Consider the following 17523-nt stretch of genomic DNA (forward strand, 5'->3'; position numbering starts at 1 on the left):
ATCGCGTAGGAAATCTTCTCGCTTAACAGGCTCTCCGGCCTGTTCCACAAGAAAATTCACTCTTTATGGAACAGGCCGGAGAGCCTGTTCATAAAAGACTTATTAAGAATGAATGATGCAATATCTTATATCTTATTCGACTACCTGAGATTCCACACGCCTGTATTTACCCGCCAAACGTTCTCGACGCTGGCGGCGGTTGTCAGCTTCAAATATGGCGATTAATTCATCCAGGTTTAGAGTCAAAGCGTCAAGCTGTTGGCAGACTTCACGCATCTTGTCAACGTGTCGCTTTCTGGTTTCAGCGTCGGGGATTCTAGGTTGTTGATTCATTGCAAATTCCAATCCATTTTGATTTCTCGGATAGTTGCTTCTGAGGCATCGACAGCCGCCTCTGTTTGTTCTATCGTTCTATACAGAAAGTTTAACGTATCCGCAGTCGCAGCGGGTTGAGATTCTGCCACCTGCTGCAAAAGCCTGTACAAACGATTGTAAGGGTTTCTCAACCTTTCCTTAACATTATCCAGGGATTCTAGTTCGGGGAGTGTTGCTTCTGTCTCGCCAAACTGCTGCATTAAAATATATTCTGTGGCAGTTGTTTCGTTGAGGATTTCCACTAGCCGTCGCTGCAATGTGAAAATTGTGTTCAGGATGTCATCAGGTAGCTTTGCCATTGTCCTTGATTTTTAGGGATAACAACTTAACACAATATATCAGAATGTTTGCTTCCTCTCATTTTAGTTTTAATCAAGAGCGATCGCAGTCCAAATTTACCACTTTTCAACCTAACTAAAAGCATCCACGTTACAATTTTCCGCATTGATCCGTGAGGTCGCTTTCTTTAATCCTAAAATCTAATATCTAAAATCGATTCACTTCCCTGCTTCGCCAATAACGCACTTCCATAAGCAGCCGCAGTATTAACGGGAGTCACCACAGGCACTTTCAAATAACGCTTTCTGATCGCACTCCAAACCGCATTTTTTGCACCACCGCCAGCAGAATAAACCTTTGTCAAAGGAGTCGCACCCAACTCCTGCAATAATTGATATCCCCGCGCTTCAATCCGCGCGATGCTTTCTAGCAAACCGTGCAGAAATTCCACTGAATCAGCGGGACGCGGTTCGAGTTTGGGCGGCAAATTCGGGTCATTAATTGGAAAGCGATCGCCCTTTTGCAACAATGGGTAATAATCCAGCAAACTCTCTTGCTCTGGATCGATTTGCGTGCTATAATTATCTAATTCAGCATCAGTAAAAAAGTTTCGCAGCACCGCACCTCCGGTATTAGAAGCGCCTCCAACCAACCACAAATCGCCTAATTTGTGACTGTAAATTCCGTATTTCGCATCATCTACGCGGGTATGACTTAACAGTTTCACGGCTAAAGTTGAACCGAGAGAAGTTACTGCTTCCCCCGGTGAATTGACACCGCTGGCTAGAAATGCTGCAATGCTATCGGTTGTACCAGCATAAACTGTACAATGGCGGGGAAATCCGAGGCGATCGCCCAATTCCACTCTAACTTTCCCCACAGGCGTGCCCGGTGCGACAACGTGCGGCAATTTAGGCGTTACAGCGCCCGCAATTCCCTGGATCAGCCAATCGGGATAGCACAAAGTATCAACGTCAAAACCGAGTTTTAAAGCATTGTGATAGTCGCTAATTCCTAATTTTCCGTGCAGCAAAAATGCCAGCCAATCAGCTTGATGCAGGAAAACCGTAGGGGCGGTGCCCCTGTGCCCGCCCTCTACTATGGATGGGGCGGGCACGGGGGCACCGCCCCTACAAAACCACAGGAGTTTGGCTAGGCTGGATGTAGCGCTTAATACTGTGTGGTTGGGAGGCGCGATCGCCCGCAACGTCTCTGTAACGGCTGCACCGCGCGCATCGTTGTATAAAATGGGTTCGCATACGGGTATACCGTCAGTATCGCACAGCATGACTGTGGAGGATGTGCCGTCAAGGGCGATCGCGCTTACCTGATTGCGGATGGTTGCGGGGATTTGCTCAATTACAGCCCACAGCGCATTTTGCCACAGTTCGGGCAATTCCGACTGTTGTGCGTCGGCAAAAGTATGTTCTGTCTCACAGTGGATTGTACCCTGGGAGTCGATGATTGTCGATCGAGCGCCCGTAGTCCCGAAATCTATTCCTAAATAAAGATTCATTTATAGCAGTTGACAGTTGACAGTTTGTTACTCTAAGTCTCTCTTGATGTTGACCATATCAATTCGATTACTCATTTATTACTTAAAGCATAAAACTGTGCCTATTACTAGCTGAAATATGTTTGTTCCTTGCGGGCGTGCTATCGATAGCATACCACAACTTTGCAATGCCCCAAAAATATAGGTAATTATTAAATCGAGCCGAATGTGTTAGCGTATCTATAGCATACTGAGGAAAATAAAATATGCCTAGAAATATAGAAGCAAAACGAACACGGCGCTATAACGTTGATTTCAAATCCAGATTGGAGGCTGACTGGGCTTCAACATTTGAACATTTAGAATTAAGTTGGAAGTATGAGCGAGAAAAGCCTTTTGAGTTTTCAGATGGAACAAAATATACACCTGATTTTTGGATAGAAGACTTAGGTGTTTGGGTGGAGATTAAACCAACTCTAAAAATAGCACTTGAAGATGATGCTATACGTAAATGTTCAAAATTAGCCCTTGAACATGATGTGTTTGTAGATTTAGAAGTAGGTGAAGGCTCTTTCTGGTTTATTAAGGTATCACATAACCAAAATCCTGAAGTGAGAATAATTCCAATATATCCTCAATTTATTTTCTCAGGATATATTTTGAGAAAGTCGTTGGGTAGAGAACTTGAGGGTTTGAAACCCCCATTACGTAGTAAAACCAATCAATTGCGCGGTTATAGTAATCCAAATTACCCCAAAGTGTGATTCAGATCATAAAAAAACGGTAGAATGCGGGTTGTAGCGGTCGTACCTCAACAGCTAGGATGACGCAAAATTGTTCAGAAATTTGTACAGCCCCCCTCCATTTTGGTAAAACTAGGGGGGTCGTTGCTTCTTTGACGGGATGGGAATTCATTTTAGACGCCTTATCTGTAGCAGGACTTTAGGAAATTGGTATTACATAATTAAATATGTAACCGCCATAAATTACCAAAAATTTGTAAACAAATATAGAACTTGTGTAATTATGGAAGATTAGAAAGCGAATCATTAAACTTTTCAATTGTTATTTTTTCAAAATTTTTATCTAAATCTTCATACCAAAAATTAATTGCCAAGCAACGGTTAATATCAACAGGTCTTTTCTGGTCTCTATACTCTTGAACACGGTTTATTAACTTTGTCATCTCCTCAGTATTACCCCGACTCTTAATTGCAGCACGACCAGCTTCTATTACATCTTCCCGAGTCGTAAGTTCCATAATTACCTCATTATGATAGTGATGTATTTTTTAATAATACTACTTTATTCAAGGTAAAGATGCAAGCAATATTTTTTGACAGAATCGGGATAGCCTAGGGGCGAGTAGCTATCAATAAACTGGCGACAACAGTTTTTACAAAGATAATTTTGTTTACCTCTTTTATGGCCATTTTTCTTAAGATTACTAGATTGACATTCAGGACAAATCATAGCTGAATTTTCGTTGATTGTTAGCGCTCAGCATACCACAACTGTGCAACGCCGAAAAATTTAGGAAGAAACCCGGTTTCTGATGTCAGCGTGGGTAAACACGAAAAACCGCTTAACCGTATCAACTTAACCCCGAAAACCTTTGTATCTCTCGCTTGTGTCCCAGACCAGATCCCCCTCGCATCCCCCTTCCCAAGGGGGAGTAGGGGTTGACTGTCGATCGCACTCTTGTCCCCCCCTTAAGAAGGGGGGCTAGGGGGGATCTGGCCTTAGCGATAAACAGCAATCTCTGAGTACATTTGACCTTAAGTTGAGACTAATAAGCAATGCCTAAGTCCCAACTCAAAACTACTTAAACTTTTGTCCCACACTCAGGACAAAACTTATTACTCGAAACATTCTTCGCGCCGCAACTCGGACAATAAACTAACTCCGCAGATGGCAACGTGCTGCGTTCCGGCAAACCAACCATTTGAGCATTACTCTTGCCCGGAACAACCATCGGATAGCAGTTTTCGTCCCGCGTCACCTTCACGTTCATCAGCACAGGGCCGTTGTGAGCGAGCATTTGGGCGATCGCACCTTGCAACTCATCCGGCCCTGAAACCAGCATCCCCTTCACGCCGTAGGCCTGGGCCAGCATCACAAAATCCGGCATCCCCACAGTCATATTCGACGACGAATAACGCTCGCCGTAGAACGCCTGCTGCCACTGCCGCACCATCCCCTGCCAGCCATTATTTACAATCACAACCTTGACATTAATGCCGTATTGTGCTAAGGTTCCCAGCTCTTGAATATTCATTTGTATGCTAGCGTCGCCAGCAATACAAATGACTTGCTCGTTGGGTAGCGCCATTTTCGCGCCCATCGCCGCCGGCAACCCAAAACCCATCGTGCCCAAACCAGCGCTGGAAATCCAGCGGCGCGGGCCGTTGTTTAAGAATTGAGCCGACCACATTTGATGTTGACCGACATCCGTTGTGTAGTAAGCATCCGGCGCTTGAGTAGCCAATTCCCAAATCACCTCTTGGGGAGACAAAATGTCGGAGTAGTGGGGTACAACTAACGGATAATCCTGTTTCCAGCGATCGATCCTGTGCAGCCATTCCGCAGTTTGTCCGGGAGTACCCGAAACACCTGTTTCCCGACAGCGGCGCAGCAAATCAATCAAAACTTGCCGCACATCTCCGACAATCGGCACGTCGGGGCCGCGATTTTTACCTACTTCCGCCGGATCGATATCGATGTGAATTACCTTCGCCCGCGCTGCAAACTCGTCTAGTTTTCCCGTCACGCGATCGTCAAACCGAGCCCCTACAGCCATCAGCAAATCGCACTCGGTAACGGCAAAATTAGCATACGCAGTGCCGTGCATCCCTAGCATTTTCACCGACAAAGGATGTTTTTCGTCAAAAGCGCCTTTGCCCATCAGCGTTGTTGTGACAGGCAATTGGAACATCTCGGCGAGTTCCTTAATTTCCTCATGGGCCGCCGCTGCGATCGCCCCGCCGCCTACATAAAGCAAAGGACGCTTCGCTTCCTTCAGCAAATGGATTGCTTGATTAATCTGGCGGGGATTTCCCTTCACAGTCGGACGATAGCCCGGAATTCTAACCGATCCGGGTTCCACCGGCAGATACTCAAACTCTTCTAAACCGACATCCTTGGGCACGTCAATCAACACCGGGCCCGGCCGCCCGGTACTCGCGATGTGGAAAGCTTCAGCCACAATTCGGGCCATGTCTCTGGGATCGCGCACTACATAGGAATGCTTGACAATGGGCAGAGTAATGCCGTAAATATCAGTTTCCTGAAACGCATCAGTGCCGATCGCCGGACGGGGCACTTGACCGGTAATAATTACCATCGGGATCGAATCCATGTGCGCCGTCGCAATCCCCGTCACCAAATTAGTTGCGCCGGGCCCGGAAGTCGCGAAACAAACCCCAACTTGTCCGGTAGCGCGGGCGTATCCGTCGGCGGCGTGAGCAGCACCTTGCTCGTGCCGCACTAGAATGTGTTTGATCGCGCCAGTTTCTTCAGCCCGGTATAGTTCGTCGTAAAGCGGCAAAATTGCGCCGCCGGGATAACCAAAAATATGCTTGACACCGTGGCGGATCAAGCTGTCGATCAAAGCAAATCCACCCGTTGCACGCTTGATGGCCACTTTAGTTTTTAGTTGCACAGAATTTCCTTCCTTAAACTAATTAGGATTTTTAATGAAAGCTTTTATACTACTTTAATCTCAATAATCAAAGTCTGAAAATTTAACGGCTGATATTTTACAAAAAGTTTCGCGCTGCGACGGTTTGCGATCGGACGATCGAGAATTTGTGAAACAGCAGAGGAAGAAAACAAACAGAAGAAGACCGGGCGGTTGAAACCGCGTCTAGACAGACAAAAACCGGATGGTGCGCGGGTTAAAAAACGGACGGTTAAATTTACCTTATTTTCTCCAGTCCGCGGAGGCGGACTTCGTTTTTGTAGACGCGGTTTCAACCGCCGTGTGATCTAAAGATACTCTTAAGCCTTTAAGACTTTGCGGGTATGGTGCCAAGCTGCCAAGCCCATCACTGGAACCAAAAAGCCCAAACTCATCAGCACAATCCGCAAGCCCAAATCATCGGAACCCACGGCTTTGCTGACAGCATCCGTCAGCGGGCCGGTCAGTGCTAAAGGCAAGCTGAGAGCAATATTAATCGCATTGTTCTCCAAGCCAAAGACTTTTCCCCGCATTGATTCAGGAGTTTTTTCTTGAATCAGAGCTTGCATCGGGCCGTTAATTAAGGAAGCGCCAAAACCGAACAGAGCACTCAATCCGAATCCCAGCCAAAGCTGTCTCGTAAAGGCAAACATTCCCAACACAAAACCCATCATCACGAAACCAATTAACGGCAAAGGTTTGTGGTGCATTCGATCGCCCCAGTGGCCCAAAAACGCCGCGCCGAAGACCATTCCGACTCCCGCAGCAGCCAGCAAAAACCCAAATTGAGTTTCTTTGAGACCTATTTTGCCTGAAAGTGCGATCGCCAGCACTTGCAGCGCCGCAAACACCGAATACAAAATCGTCAACTGCACCATCGCGTTGCTGACGAGGCGGTTGTGCTTCAAATACCGCAAACCTTCCTTGAAGTCTTGCCAAGGATGAACATTTTTGCCACTGCTACCGCCACGATTTTCTTTGATGTGCATGGCATAAAGCAAACCTGCGGAGATCATGTACAACCCGCCCAGGAAAAACTCTTGAGAAGCTGGCCCGTAGCTGTGTTTAAGCCAACTAAATATCGGTTCGCCGATCGTCATTCCGACAATAATCCCGCCCATTGTGGACGAGGCGAACAGAGCATTTGCCGACATCAGTCCCTCTCGCCCCACAGCCAGCGGGATTGCCGCCTGCTCTGCTGGAGCAAAAAATTGCGTTACGGTAGAGACCAAAAACGTGACTGTCAACAACACGACAAAAGTTTTGGGCAAAAACGGCAAACATCCAATCAACACCGCTCGAATCACGTTGCAGCCGATCAGCATTTGCTTTTTGGAAAAGCGGTCTACGACGATACCGGCCGCCGAACCAAAGACGATCGCCGGCAGGGTGTAGGCAATCATCACGGCTGACAGCATAGAATTTTCCGAATGTTGCCAAGACACTGGCCAGGGTCGGTAATCCCCAGTTTTCAGCAGAATAATCAGCAATACGTAAAAGATTTTATCCGCCACTTGGGCCAACAACTGCCCAGTCCACAAGGTGAGGAAGGGGCGATTTCTCAGTAGGGCATCAAGCCCGCTGCGGTCAGGGGGAGGGCTAGCTGGGTGCATAGGAATAGTTTAACTGACCGCTTCTGGCAATTATAGTTTTCAGCAATACGTGCAAATTTGAAGGAGTGCAAAGCGGAAACGGGCGAAAAATCCTGTCTCCTCGGTTCTTTTTCTGTTTTAGCAGATCCGTGGCGGAGGGCTTGGGTCTTTTTCACTCTACCGCGATCGGCTCCGCACAGCCACCGCCGCCGGAAAATCAGGAAATGTTGTTAAATGTTGACCTGCATTATTTCATCGTGAGTACAACATAAGGTAATATGTTTTACAAAATAGTTGCTGTTGGCAGTGATCTTAAAAGATGTCACGCCGATTAAGTAATATAACGAAAGTAGTAATGTTAGGAGTGAGAAACTTGAAAAAGGTTGAAGCTATTATTCGCCCGTTTAAACTTGACGAAGTGAAAATCGCGCTCGTCAATGCTGGCATTGTAGGGATGACCGTTTCTGAAGTTAGAGGTTTTGGCCGTCAGAAGGGCATGACTGAACGCTATCGTGGTTCTGAGTACACCGTTGAGTTCTTGCAAAAGCTCAAGGTCGAGATTGTTGTGGAAAACGATCAGGTTGACATGGTGGTTGATAAAATTATCGCGGCTTCCCGCACGGGCGAGATTGGCGACGGCAAGATTTTCATCTCTCCTGTAGAACAAATTATCCGGATTCGGACTGGCGAAAAGAACCAGGAAGCAATCTAAGATACTGGGGCATTGGGTATTGGGTATTGGGCATTGGGCATTGGGCATTGGGCATTGGGCATTGGTCATTGGTCATTGGTCATTGGTAACTGCCAACGAAAAACCTCTTTCCTGTTTAGTTCTGATACCAAGCGTGTCAATATCCAATGCCACAGTAACCCTGTGTTTTGGCTTTTTTCCTCAATATGGGTTGAGAATGTTCGCCATTTGTGGTATAAGAGCCTGGAATGCTCGACCGCGGTGAGAGTGCGATCGCTTGATATCGGGCGTCATTTCTGCAAAAGTCTGTTGCTGTGCGGGTACGTAGAAAATCGGGTCATACCCGAAACCTCCGGTACCGCGAGGAGTGTGGAGGATTTCGCCTAGGCAAATTCCTTCAACTTGTAAGGCAATTGTACCGTCGGGACGGGCGATCACGATCGCGCAAACAATTTGTGCTTGCCGGTTTTGTTCGTTTCCCAATTCTTTGAGGAGTCGAGATATCCTGTCAGCATCGGTTTTCCCGTAGCGCCCCGAGTAAATCCCAGGTCTACCGTCGAGTGCATCTACCATTAAACCAGAATCATCGGCGATCGACCATTGGCCAGTTGCTTTGGCAATTTCAGACGCTTTCAAGCAAGCATTAGCAATAAACGTTTCCCCAGTCTCCTCAATTTCCAATTCTTCGGGTTTCAGGCGCAATTCCCACCCCAAATCCTGAAGATAAAGCTGCATTTCCTTAAGTTTACCCGGATTGCCCGTAGCCACAATTAGCAATTTATTATTTGTCATCAGTCGATTATACCTTTCAAAAAACTTTTCTCCTTTGATCTACGGTACTAAAGTATAATTTACAGCTTAATTGTTCAATAAACACAACTAAAAACCGATTGTGATAGTTGAGGAAGCCGAATGTGGATTCTATAGTAATACTCTTTCATTTATGAATAAGAAAGATTTTTTTTAACCGCAGAGGGCGCAGAGAACGCAGAGAAGAAGAATGGAGAAATAAGTGATATCAAATCCGTTGACATTGGAATTATTTATCTCTATCTCTTCTTTTCCTCTGCGTTCTCTGTGGTCTCTGCGGTTAAAAACTCTAGTTTTTATGCGCCCAACCTTTCGCCCAATTCAAGTTGTGCATCACTTCTTTCAATGTGGCAGCTTCGGAATACAGCCGCAATACTGGTTCGGTGCCGCTAAACCGAATTAACAGCCAGCTTCCGTCAGCTAAGCGGAATTTATATCCGTCTACTTTGTTGCAATCTATAACTGCTTTGTCGGCGATTTCTGTTAATGGTTGGTTTTGCAGCAGCGACAGCAAACGCGCTCTTTCTGCCATGTTTGCTAGGTGCAAGTCGATTCTGTCGTAGGCTGAGGTAAACTCTGTTTCTTTTTGCAGTCTGCTATAAATTTGGCTTAAGTCTTCGCCGGATTTGACGACTGCTTCTAATAAGTACAGGGCTGATAGTAAAGCGTCTCTTTCGGGTATGTGGGTTCCGTAGCCGATTCCTCCTGATTCTTCGCCGCCTACTAGGACTTTGGTGGTTAACATTCGATCGGCTATATACTTGTAACCGATCGGCGTTTCAAACAATGGTAAGCCGTAAAGTTGGGCAATTTTGGGCATGATGTCGGAACCGCTGACGGTTTTGATGACTTCTCCGGTGAAGCCGCGCCGTTTTGCTAGGTGTTCGATTAATATGGGAACTAGGATTTGCGAACTCAGAAAATTTCCTTGGGAGTCAACGGCTGCAATTCGATCGCTATCTCCGTCAAATACAAATCCGATCGACAAACCGGAAGCTTTTCGTTGGTGAGTCCGCATCACGCGGAACAACTGCGACAGGTAGCGCGGTAAAGGTTCTGGTGCACCGCCACCAAACAGCGGATCGCGATCGCTATTGACTTCCTGCACAGGAACTTCTAAGATTTGAGCTAAGCCGCCCGCCGCCGCGCCGTGCATTACATCTACAAATACTGTAATTTTACCGCTGGCGATCGCCTCTTTTATCGCTTCAATATCTACCATTTCCCGCAAGGTTTTGCAGTAAGCTGGCCAAGGATTGAAATTCTCCAATTTTCCGGGAGTTGCTGCGAGTGTCGCCGGATTTTCGAGTTTTGCTTCTATCTGTTGCGTAACTTCGGGCGATACTGAACCGCCAAATCCGCCCTTGACTTTTAATCCTAAATATGCGCCGGGATTGTGGCTGGCTGTCAGGACGATCGCACCTAAAGCATTTAATTGTTTCGCCGCTAAACTGAAAGCTGGAGTTGGAGCATAAGAATCGCTCAGTAACACGTCAAATCCTGCGGTCTGGACTGCCTTAGCTGCTGCGAGAGCAAAATCTTCAGCCAGAAATCGGCGGTCGTAACCGACAATTACAGTACCGCTGCTGGCATTGTTGCCGCCAGTTTGTGCGAGAACTTGTGCTGCTAGGGGAGCTACTAATGCTACGCGATCGAAGGTAAAATCGTCAGCAATGATGCCGCGCCAGCCATCTGTACCGAATTTAATAGGATTCATTTTTAGTCACAAGCCATAGGTCACTTGTCTATTTTATGGGCTTCAGCAGTCGATCGTCAGTCGATTTTAGATTTTAGATTTTAGATTTTAGATTTACTTGCAGCCTTGAATCTGGGGGCTTGAACAAGACTCTTAAATTTTGGGAGTTCCATTTATGGAGTGTCGGGGGCTTGTACCCGTTTTTGGGCGGTTAAAAGTCATCATCAATCAGCCCACAGCCCAATGACAGTTGACAACTGACAACTGTCAACTGTCAACTGACAACTGTCAACTGACTAAAAGAATGCCGGTTGGTGGCGGATCAAATTCAAGAATTCTTCGCGAGTTTTTTGTTCCTCTTGAAACACGCCCAACATGGCACTCGTCACCGTCCAAGCACCGGGTTTTTGCACGCCCCGCATTGTCATGCACATATGGCTGGCTTCCATTACTACAGCCACTCCCTGCGGTTCCAATATTGTTTGAACTGCTTCGGCTATTTGGCGCGTCAAACGTTCTTGTACTTGCAATCTGCGGCTGTACATCTCGGCAATTCTGGCTAATTTGCTCAATCCCACTACTTTTTGATTGGGAATGTAAGCGATGTGAACTCGGCCCATAAACGGCAGCATATGGTGTTCGCACATACTGAATACGCTGATATCTCGCACCAGTACCATTTCGTTGTGACCTTCGTCAAAGATCGCGCCGTTGAGGAGTTCTTCGAGGGATTGACTGTAACCGCTGGTGAGAAACCGCATTGCTTCTGCTACCCGCTTCGGGGTTTTGAGCAATCCTTCGCGTTCGGGGTCTTCTCCTACTCCTTGCAGTATCGTCCGAACGGCGGCCATCATTTCTTCCTGCCCTACTTCCGAGGGTACTGGTACGCTGGATTCTTGACCGTTCGAGGAATTGCGATCGGGTCGAGTGCTGATGCGCGGGGCGTTGTTGTCTGGGGTTTCTAACAGTTTCATGCTGTCAGTAGAGATTGAGTTCGAGCCATTGGAACTGCTGTTCGATGCAATTGTCATAAGAAGTTGGTGTGAGGGTGAATCTATTTTCGATTTTCGATTTTCGATTTTCGATTTTCGATTGGGATAGAGCTATCTATTTTCGATTTTCGACTTTCGATTTTCGATTTTTGATTTGGGGATAGAGCGAGAGATTCAAAGATTGTTGAATTCATGAAAAATCCAGCAGTCTAAAATCTCAATTTCACAGAACTCCGGCGTTGGACATGAGTGTGATTTCTTCAATTACTGCACTTGCCGGCAACTGAATTGCGTGCAAAATTGATTGGGCGACGATTTCTGGGGTTAACATGGCGGTGCGATCGAAGTCGGCTTGCATGGTGTCTGTTTCCCACATGGGAGTGTTGACAGAACCTGGACAAATGGCTGTGACGCGAATTCCGCCAGCTCGCTCTTCTGCTGCTAAAGTCTTGGACAAAGCCATGAGACCGAATTTGCTGACGCAGTAGGCTCCCCAGTTGGGGAAGGCTTGGCTACCTGCGATCGAGGAAACGTTGATGATGATTCCCGATCGCCGATCGCGCATTCCCGGCAAAATTCCTAAAATGCACTGCCAGACGCTTGTAAGATTGAGGTCTAGGACACTCTGCCAGTCGGTTAGGGATGTTTCGGTCAAGGAGCCTGTATACCCCATGCCAGCGCTGTTGACTAGGATATCTACGGGCCCGAATTGAGAGGCGATCGCGCTGATGCCGCTTTGCACTTGCTCAATTTTTGCCAAGTCTAAGGGATAAGCTTCTGCTTTCACTCCAAATTCTCTGGCTGCTGTGGCAACGGCTTCTAGGTTTTCTGACTTTCGGCTAACTAAAGCTAGATTTATGCCTTCAGCAGCGAACGCTAGAGCCGTCGCTTTGCCAATACCGCTGCTCGCTCCGGTAATCAGAGCCTGCTTTGTTGTTCGATCGTTCATTAAATTTCCTGATACTTTCTATCGGCAAATCTTTCAAGCGTTGCAGCCTGCTTCGGCAAATTAGCAAGCTGTTGGCTGCGGGTGATAACAGTTAATTATGAGATAAACATTAAGAACTATTAAGCCGGTGTCACCTGAGAAATTATAACACTGCTGACGGATTAGCAGAATTATCGGTTGCGAGTTATGAGTTACTCGCTTGAAGTTCAAAGATTTTTGACTGATAACTCTCTGCTCGATCGACTCAAGCAGCAATTTCAGTGAACACACCGATGTCCCGAAACTTTTGATATCGGAGTTGTCGGCGCTGCTGGCCCGTAAGCTGACTTAGTTCTGCTAAGTTTTCCAACAAAGCTTGTTTAAGCATGGACGCAGCTTTGAGGGGATTCGAGTGAGCGCCACCAACAGGTTCTGGTACTATCTGATCTAGAACGCCGAGGTTTTTCAAATCCCAGGAAGTTATTTTGAGCGCTTCTGCGGCTAAGTTGGCTTTGCCAGAGTCTTTCCAGAGGATGGCCGCACAAGCTTCGGGGGTGGCGACGGTATACACAGAATGTTCTAACATCAACAGCCGCTCGCCGACACCGATACCCAAGGCTCCGCCGGAACCGCCTTCGCCGATGACTGTGCAAATAATCGGAACGTCGAGGCGAAACATTTCTCGGAGGTTGCAGGCGATCGCCTCTCCTTGTCCAAGCTGTTCGGCTTCTAAGCCCGCCCAAGCCCCCGGAGTGTCGATAAACGTGAAAATTGGCATCGAGAAGCGATCGGCGTGTTCCATCAATCGCAAAGCTTTGCGGTAGCCGCCGGGAGCAGCCATCCCGAAGTTGCGGGCGATATTGTCTTTGGTGTCGCGCCCTTTTTGATGGCCGATGATCACTGTGGGACGCCCGTCTATGCGGGCAATTCCGCCGACGAGGGCCGGGTCGTCTCCGCCGCGTCGATCGCCGTGGAGCTCGATCCACTCGTCGCTAATTGCCTGAATGTAATCGAGGGTACTGGGGCGGCGCGGGTGACGGGCGAGTTGCAGCCGCTGCATGGGGGACAAGCTGCTGAAAATTTCTTGCCGCAGTTGGGCGGAACGAGCTTCGAGTTTGCGAATTTCGTCGGTGACATCGACGCTGTTTTCTGCGGCGAGTTCGCGAATCTGGTGAATTCGGGCTTCGAGTTCGGCCAGCGGCTTTTCAAAATCTAGGAGTAGTGGTTTGCGGTCTGAGTTGGGCACGCTGATAATTTCTATAGGGTTTTAAGGTTTAGTCGAGTGACTATTTTTCGACTATTTTCCGACTATTTTCCAATCCTACCGTGCTAGGGGATGCTGAAAAAGAGGGGGAAATCGGAAGTTTTGATTTTTAAATTTTGCTTGATATCAAATTCCGCAACATCGGAATTATACTCTCGAAGCTGAGCAGGGCGATCGGGCTGCTCTCAGAAAAATATTTCGATTCAGACGCAATAGTCAACAGTTAAACTTTAAAATTCAACTTCAACTTTAACTGTTGACTATTAAGATCAAAATTACATTAATAAGGGTCGGAAACCGTGTTTAACTGAAATTCCACCGATTTGCTCCATCTTTTCCACAGTAATTTGATTCCGTCCCCAAGAAAAATTGGTATACATTTTTTCAAATTCCAGCAGCATTGATTCGGCAAAACAGGCAAACAACTGTCGCCCCGGCACATCCATATTGACAATCTTCATGATTTTCCACTCAATATCGAGGGAATGCTCCACAATGCCACCATTGAGTACGTAAATTTCGGGATGCTGAACCTGAGTTGCTAGATTTTTTGGATAGCCACCATCAATCAATAAACAAGGTTGCTTCAATGTCTTGGGGTCAATTTCTACTCCCTTTGGCATACTAGCGACCCAGACTACAATATCCGCTTGCGGCAGGGCTTCTTCCAATTTCATGATTTTGCCTCGCCCCAATTCCGATTGCAAATCTTGCAAGCGTTCTTTGTCGCGGGCAATTAGCAACAATTCTGCTACATTTGTTTTAACATTGAGCCAGCGACACACAGCACTGCCAATGTCACCTGTAGCACCACAAACCGCCACAGTAGCTTTTGAAAGTTCAATCCCCAATTTGGGGGCTGCTTCTTCTACTTGGCGGCAGATAATGTAAGCCGTGTGGGTGTTACCAGTGGTGAAGCGTTCAAACTCCAACTTGAGATTGCGAATTTGCTTAATTTGCTGCAAGTTGAAAGTCTCAAAAATGATCGAAGAAAAGCCACCTAAAGCAGTGATATTAATCCCGTTTTTTTGAGCGTGTGCCATCGCATTAAGGATTTTGCGAGTGGCTGCTTTAATCCGGCGAGTGGCCAGCATTTCTGGCAGAAAACAGGATTCCACATAGCGGCCTTCTATTTTTTGCCCGGTAATGCTAGTGACAGTGATATGATCAACTATCTGGGGCGGTGCACTGCACCAAAAGTCTAGCCCTTGATCGGCATATTCTGGATAGCCCAGCTCGTTAGCTACTGATTGGGCGTGTTCTAAGCTGGTTAAGTGACCGATTAGACCAAACATTAAGTTGTCAAATGAAGGAAGATTGAAGAAGAAGGAAGAAGGAAGAAGGAAGAAGGAAGAAGGAAAATTTGCTAATTAAAAATGAGATGCCTCTTTTTTAATTTTTAATTTTCATTTTTTCCCATTCCTTATTTCCCATTTAACTAGGCTGCGAGGCCTTGTGCTGACATCCGCATGATGTCGCGGTTGTTAAAGCCAATGTTGCCAAGGGCTTCGCCGTAGGCAATCATAAAGTCTTCGATTAAAGCGTCTTTTTCCATTCCCAAGACGCGGGCATCGTCTGCGACAGCGTTTAGCAGTCTCCAGATGATGGGCAGGTTTTGGCGGTTGGCGGCTTCGAGTTCGGCTTTGGATTCCTCAAAGTGAGCTTGCAGCCAGACTTCCCCAAAGTTGAGGTGGCTGTATTCTTCTTTGACTACGCCTTCGGTGATTTTGCGAGCAAAGTCATCGGCGACGGGGATGTAGATGTTGTAGGCTGCGATCGCAAAACACTCGATAATTAGTGATTGAATCAGCAAGCAAGTTACAATCTGACCATCCGCCGCGGCAGTTTGGAAGTTTCTGTGCAAATCCGAAAAGAATTCCTTGGCAAATACCATGTCCGGTGTGACTTTGAGATTCCGGCCACAAGCTTGGAAGCCTTTCTTATGGCGGTTTTCCATCTTGGACAAGCCAATTAACTCTTCTTTTTTGTCAGCCAACAGTTCGGCCAGCGTCAGGTAATTGTCGTGAGCTTCTTGTTCGCCTTCAATCACAATGGCGTTGATGCGGCTGTAAGCATCTTTGTAAGTTTCGGTTTGAAAGTCAATTGTTGGGCTGGCCTCAAGCTGGGGCATAGATATGTCGTCTCCTGATATAACCTTGTAGGATGTTTCCAAACCCCTTAAAATTTTGGGGGTCGCGTGCACTACACTTTACCTATTTTCGACTAAAAATTTACGATTGTGTGGGAATCTGGGAGGCGATCGGGTTTGAGAGCCTCACAAGCTTATTATTTTAGATTAATTCACAAGTTTATGGGTAAATCCTTTGATCGGTCTCAAGCACTGGAGCTGCTGAGTTTTGTTTTGTTGCTGGCGGGGGCTGCGCTGGTGCTGCTGCCACTGGCTGCTGTTTTTTGGGTTTCCTTATCACCATCTGGTGTTGGTGTCAAGGCCAATAGTCTGACTTTTGCGAACTATCAGGAGGCTTGGCGACGGGGGAATTTTTTGTTGGCATTTGCTAATTCTACTCTAGTGGCGATCGCAGTTACCGCTTTTCAGGTAGTGACTTCTGCTTTGGCAGGTTATGCTTTAGCACGGCTGAAGTTTCGGGGGCGACAAGCCATAGTTTTGGTGGTTTTGGCAACACTGGTGATTCCCTTTCAGCTTTTGGTGATTCCGATTTTCATGGTTTTGAAGTGGGGGCATTTGCTGAATACCTATGGGGCGCTGATTTTGCCCACGGCAGCTAACGGTTTCGGGATTTTTCTGCTACGCCAGTATTTTATGACAATTCCGGTGGAGTTGGAGGAGGCGGCAATGCTGGATGGGGCTAACCGCTGGCAGGTTTTGTGGCAGGTGATGTTACCTTTAGCCCGCCCTGCTTTGGTGACGCTGTTTTTGTTTACGTTTATCGGCGAGTGGAACGATTTGTTTAAGCCGCTGGTGTTTACGACGAGGCCAGAGTTGCGGACTGTACAGTTGGTTTTAGCTGAGTTTCAGGAACAGTTTACTAGCAGTTGGCCGTTGTTGATGGCGGCGGTGGTGATTGGGACTGTGCCCGTGGTGTTGCTGTTTTTGGCTGGTCAGCGGCAGTTTATTCGCGGGATTGCGGCGACGGGAATTAAGAATTGAGTTGGAGGTCCGAAGAAGACCGGGCGGTTGAAACCGCGTCTATACAAACAAAACCCAGATGGTGCGTGGGTTGAAGACTCGGCGGTTGAAATTACGTTATTTTCTTTACACCCTCGTTCGGGCTTCCTTTGTCTAGGCGCGGTTAAAACCGCGGTCTGATCTATAATTGTCCAATAAATAAAATATATGCAGAATTTGCAAAAGCTGGGCTGGTTTTTATTTATTGCATCTTTCGTGCCCTGGGTGGCAATCTTGTTTATTGTGCCGTTTATGCCGCTGAGCCTCGCCGAAAAAACTACAATTAATATCATTCTAGCTGTTGGGGCCGAAGTTTGTTTTTGGCTGAGCGTGGTAATTTTGGGGAAAGAAGTAGTTACCAAATATCGGCGTTATTTGAGTCCCCGCTATCTTTGGAAAAAAATCCGAAATTTCAAGCGCAAATGAACAGGGATTGATGCAGATAGTTAAGTAGGTGGTTACAAATAAACGTTACGTGGGGAGGGCGGGTTTTGCACTGATAAACTCGCTTTTATCATAGATCATACGCTAAACCCGCCCCTACTAGATACTAGGTTTTTCACCCTTACCTACT

Annotated in this window: 17 protein-coding genes and 1 pseudogene; 4 read left to right on the forward strand and 14 right to left on the reverse strand. The window is 46.9% G+C overall.

What is annotated here, in order from left to right:
- Positions 1-132 precede the first annotated feature (132 nt).
- From QUB66_RS12280 to QUB66_RS12290, 3 genes are all read right to left on the reverse strand, one after another.
- Entirely contained in the window at positions 133-333 is a 201-nt protein-coding gene (locus tag QUB66_RS12280) for a hypothetical protein (RefSeq protein WP_265234579.1), read from the reverse strand.
- Positions 330-674, reverse strand: a complete 345-nt coding sequence (locus QUB66_RS12285) for a hypothetical protein (protein ID WP_265234578.1) — start codon at positions 672-674, stop codon at positions 330-332. Before QUB66_RS12285 ends, QUB66_RS12280 begins: the two co-directional genes overlap by 4 nt.
- Before the next feature lie 173 nt (positions 675-847).
- Complete coding sequence (locus QUB66_RS12290; protein ID WP_332968575.1) at positions 848-2170, reverse strand: FGGY-family carbohydrate kinase; 1323 nt, start codon at positions 2168-2170, stop codon at positions 848-850.
- Positions 2171-2415: 245 nt separating this feature from the next.
- On the opposite strand from QUB66_RS12290, the gene QUB66_RS12300 reads away from it, so the two are divergent.
- Positions 2416-2913 carry a hypothetical protein gene (locus QUB66_RS12300; RefSeq protein ID WP_332968572.1) on the forward strand — a complete coding sequence of 166 codons (498 nt, stop codon included), beginning with the start codon at positions 2416-2418 and terminating at the stop codon, positions 2911-2913.
- 260 nt (positions 2914-3173) lie between these two features.
- Here the strand turns inward: QUB66_RS12300 and QUB66_RS12305 are convergent, their stop codons facing one another.
- From QUB66_RS12305 to QUB66_RS12320, 4 genes and pseudogenes are all read right to left on the reverse strand, one after another.
- Positions 3174-3410, reverse strand: a complete 237-nt coding sequence (locus QUB66_RS12305; RefSeq protein ID WP_332968570.1) for a hypothetical protein — start codon at positions 3408-3410, stop codon at positions 3174-3176.
- Positions 3411-3511: 101 nt separating this feature from the next.
- Positions 3512-3622, reverse strand: a pseudogene (locus QUB66_RS12310) (IS1/IS1595 family N-terminal zinc-binding domain-containing protein); the annotation flags it as partial.
- Between the two features lie 352 nt (positions 3623-3974).
- Positions 3975-5810 carry a biosynthetic-type acetolactate synthase large subunit gene (gene ilvB, locus QUB66_RS12315; RefSeq protein WP_332968569.1) on the reverse strand — a complete coding sequence of 612 codons (1836 nt, stop codon included), beginning with the start codon at positions 5808-5810 and terminating at the stop codon, positions 3975-3977.
- 338 nt (positions 5811-6148) lie between these two features.
- Positions 6149-7441: an MFS transporter gene (locus QUB66_RS12320; RefSeq protein WP_265234571.1), complete on the reverse strand. Its 1293-nt coding sequence runs from the start codon at positions 7439-7441 to the stop codon at positions 6149-6151.
- A gap of 352 nt (positions 7442-7793) precedes the next feature.
- Between QUB66_RS12320 and QUB66_RS12325 the strand changes: the two genes are divergently transcribed.
- A complete protein-coding gene (locus tag QUB66_RS12325; RefSeq protein ID WP_265234570.1) occupies positions 7794-8132 on the forward strand; it encodes a P-II family nitrogen regulator in 339 nt (112 codons plus the stop codon).
- A gap of 180 nt (positions 8133-8312) precedes the next feature.
- Here QUB66_RS12325 and rdgB read toward each other — a convergent pair whose 3' ends face one another.
- The 7 genes from rdgB to QUB66_RS12360 form a co-directional block, all read right to left on the reverse strand.
- Positions 8313-8903: an RdgB/HAM1 family non-canonical purine NTP pyrophosphatase gene (gene rdgB, locus QUB66_RS12330; RefSeq protein WP_332968563.1), complete on the reverse strand. Its 591-nt coding sequence runs from the start codon at positions 8901-8903 to the stop codon at positions 8313-8315.
- 307 nt (positions 8904-9210) lie between these two features.
- Positions 9211-10638, reverse strand: coding sequence for a phosphoglucomutase/phosphomannomutase family protein (locus QUB66_RS12335; RefSeq protein WP_332968560.1), 1428 nt, complete (start codon positions 10636-10638; stop codon positions 9211-9213).
- Positions 10639-10913: 275 nt separating this feature from the next.
- Positions 10914-11648 carry a GTP cyclohydrolase I FolE gene (folE, locus tag QUB66_RS12340; RefSeq protein ID WP_265234567.1) on the reverse strand — a complete coding sequence of 245 codons (735 nt, stop codon included), beginning with the start codon at positions 11646-11648 and terminating at the stop codon, positions 10914-10916.
- Positions 11649-11832: 184 nt separating this feature from the next.
- The gene (locus QUB66_RS12345) at positions 11833-12558 is read right to left on the reverse strand and encodes an SDR family oxidoreductase (RefSeq protein ID WP_265234566.1); all 726 of its coding nucleotides are present in this window, start codon (positions 12556-12558) and stop codon (positions 11833-11835) included.
- 244 nt (positions 12559-12802) lie between these two features.
- Positions 12803-13783, reverse strand: a complete 981-nt coding sequence (gene accA / locus QUB66_RS12350) for an acetyl-CoA carboxylase carboxyl transferase subunit alpha (protein ID WP_265234565.1) — start codon at positions 13781-13783, stop codon at positions 12803-12805.
- A 293-nt stretch (positions 13784-14076) separates the two neighbouring features.
- Positions 14077-15096: a long-chain acyl-[acyl-carrier-protein] reductase gene (locus QUB66_RS12355; protein WP_265234564.1), complete on the reverse strand. Its 1020-nt coding sequence runs from the start codon at positions 15094-15096 to the stop codon at positions 14077-14079.
- 143 nt (positions 15097-15239) lie between these two features.
- Complete coding sequence (locus QUB66_RS12360; RefSeq protein ID WP_265234563.1) at positions 15240-15932, reverse strand: aldehyde oxygenase (deformylating); 693 nt, start codon at positions 15930-15932, stop codon at positions 15240-15242.
- A 180-nt stretch (positions 15933-16112) separates the two neighbouring features.
- Here QUB66_RS12360 and QUB66_RS12365 point away from each other — a divergent pair, with 180 nt between their 5' ends.
- Together QUB66_RS12365 and QUB66_RS12370 are read left to right on the forward strand one after the other, a co-directional pair.
- The gene (locus QUB66_RS12365; RefSeq protein ID WP_265234562.1) at positions 16113-16931 is read left to right on the forward strand and encodes a carbohydrate ABC transporter permease; all 819 of its coding nucleotides are present in this window, start codon (positions 16113-16115) and stop codon (positions 16929-16931) included.
- A 186-nt stretch (positions 16932-17117) separates the two neighbouring features.
- Positions 17118-17375: a transporter suffix domain-containing protein gene (locus QUB66_RS12370; RefSeq protein WP_265234561.1), complete on the forward strand. Its 258-nt coding sequence runs from the start codon at positions 17118-17120 to the stop codon at positions 17373-17375.
- Positions 17376-17523: the final 148 nt, after the last annotated feature.

The sequence above is a fragment of the Microcoleus sp. A2-C3 genome, from assembly GCF_036706065.1.
GTDB lineage: Bacteria > Cyanobacteriota > Cyanobacteriia > Cyanobacteriales > Microcoleaceae > Microcoleus.

Coding starts and splice junctions, on each gene's coding strand:
- QUB66_RS12280 (WP_265234579.1), bottom strand. CDS start 333: ATGAATCAACAACCTAGAATCCCCGACGCTGAAACCAGAAAGCGACAC.
- QUB66_RS12370 (WP_265234561.1), top strand. CDS start 17,118: ATGCAGAATTTGCAAAAGCTGGGCTGGTTTTTATTTATTGCATCTTTC.
- QUB66_RS12360 (WP_265234563.1), bottom strand. CDS start 15,932: ATGCCCCAGCTTGAGGCCAGCCCAACAATTGACTTTCAAACCGAAACT.
- QUB66_RS12305 (WP_332968570.1), bottom strand. CDS start 3,410: ATGGAACTTACGACTCGGGAAGATGTAATAGAAGCTGGTCGTGCTGCA.
- QUB66_RS12320 (WP_265234571.1), bottom strand. CDS start 7,441: ATGCACCCAGCTAGCCCTCCCCCTGACCGCAGCGGGCTTGATGCCCTA.
- QUB66_RS12345 (WP_265234566.1), bottom strand. CDS start 12,558: ATGAACGATCGAACAACAAAGCAGGCTCTGATTACCGGAGCGAGCAGC.
- QUB66_RS12290 (WP_332968575.1), bottom strand. CDS start 2,170: ATGAATCTTTATTTAGGAATAGATTTCGGGACTACGGGCGCTCGATCG.
- QUB66_RS12285 (WP_265234578.1), bottom strand. CDS start 674: ATGGCAAAGCTACCTGATGACATCCTGAACACAATTTTCACATTGCAG.
- QUB66_RS12355 (WP_265234564.1), bottom strand. CDS start 15,096: ATGTTTGGTCTAATCGGTCACTTAACCAGCTTAGAACACGCCCAATCA.
- rdgB (WP_332968563.1), bottom strand. CDS start 8,903: ATGACAAATAATAAATTGCTAATTGTGGCTACGGGCAATCCGGGTAAA.
- QUB66_RS12300 (WP_332968572.1), top strand. CDS start 2,416: ATGCCTAGAAATATAGAAGCAAAACGAACACGGCGCTATAACGTTGAT.
- folE (WP_265234567.1), bottom strand. CDS start 11,648: ATGACAATTGCATCGAACAGCAGTTCCAATGGCTCGAACTCAATCTCT.
- QUB66_RS12365 (WP_265234562.1), top strand. CDS start 16,113: ATGGGTAAATCCTTTGATCGGTCTCAAGCACTGGAGCTGCTGAGTTTT.
- QUB66_RS12335 (WP_332968560.1), bottom strand. CDS start 10,638: ATGAATCCTATTAAATTCGGTACAGATGGCTGGCGCGGCATCATTGCT.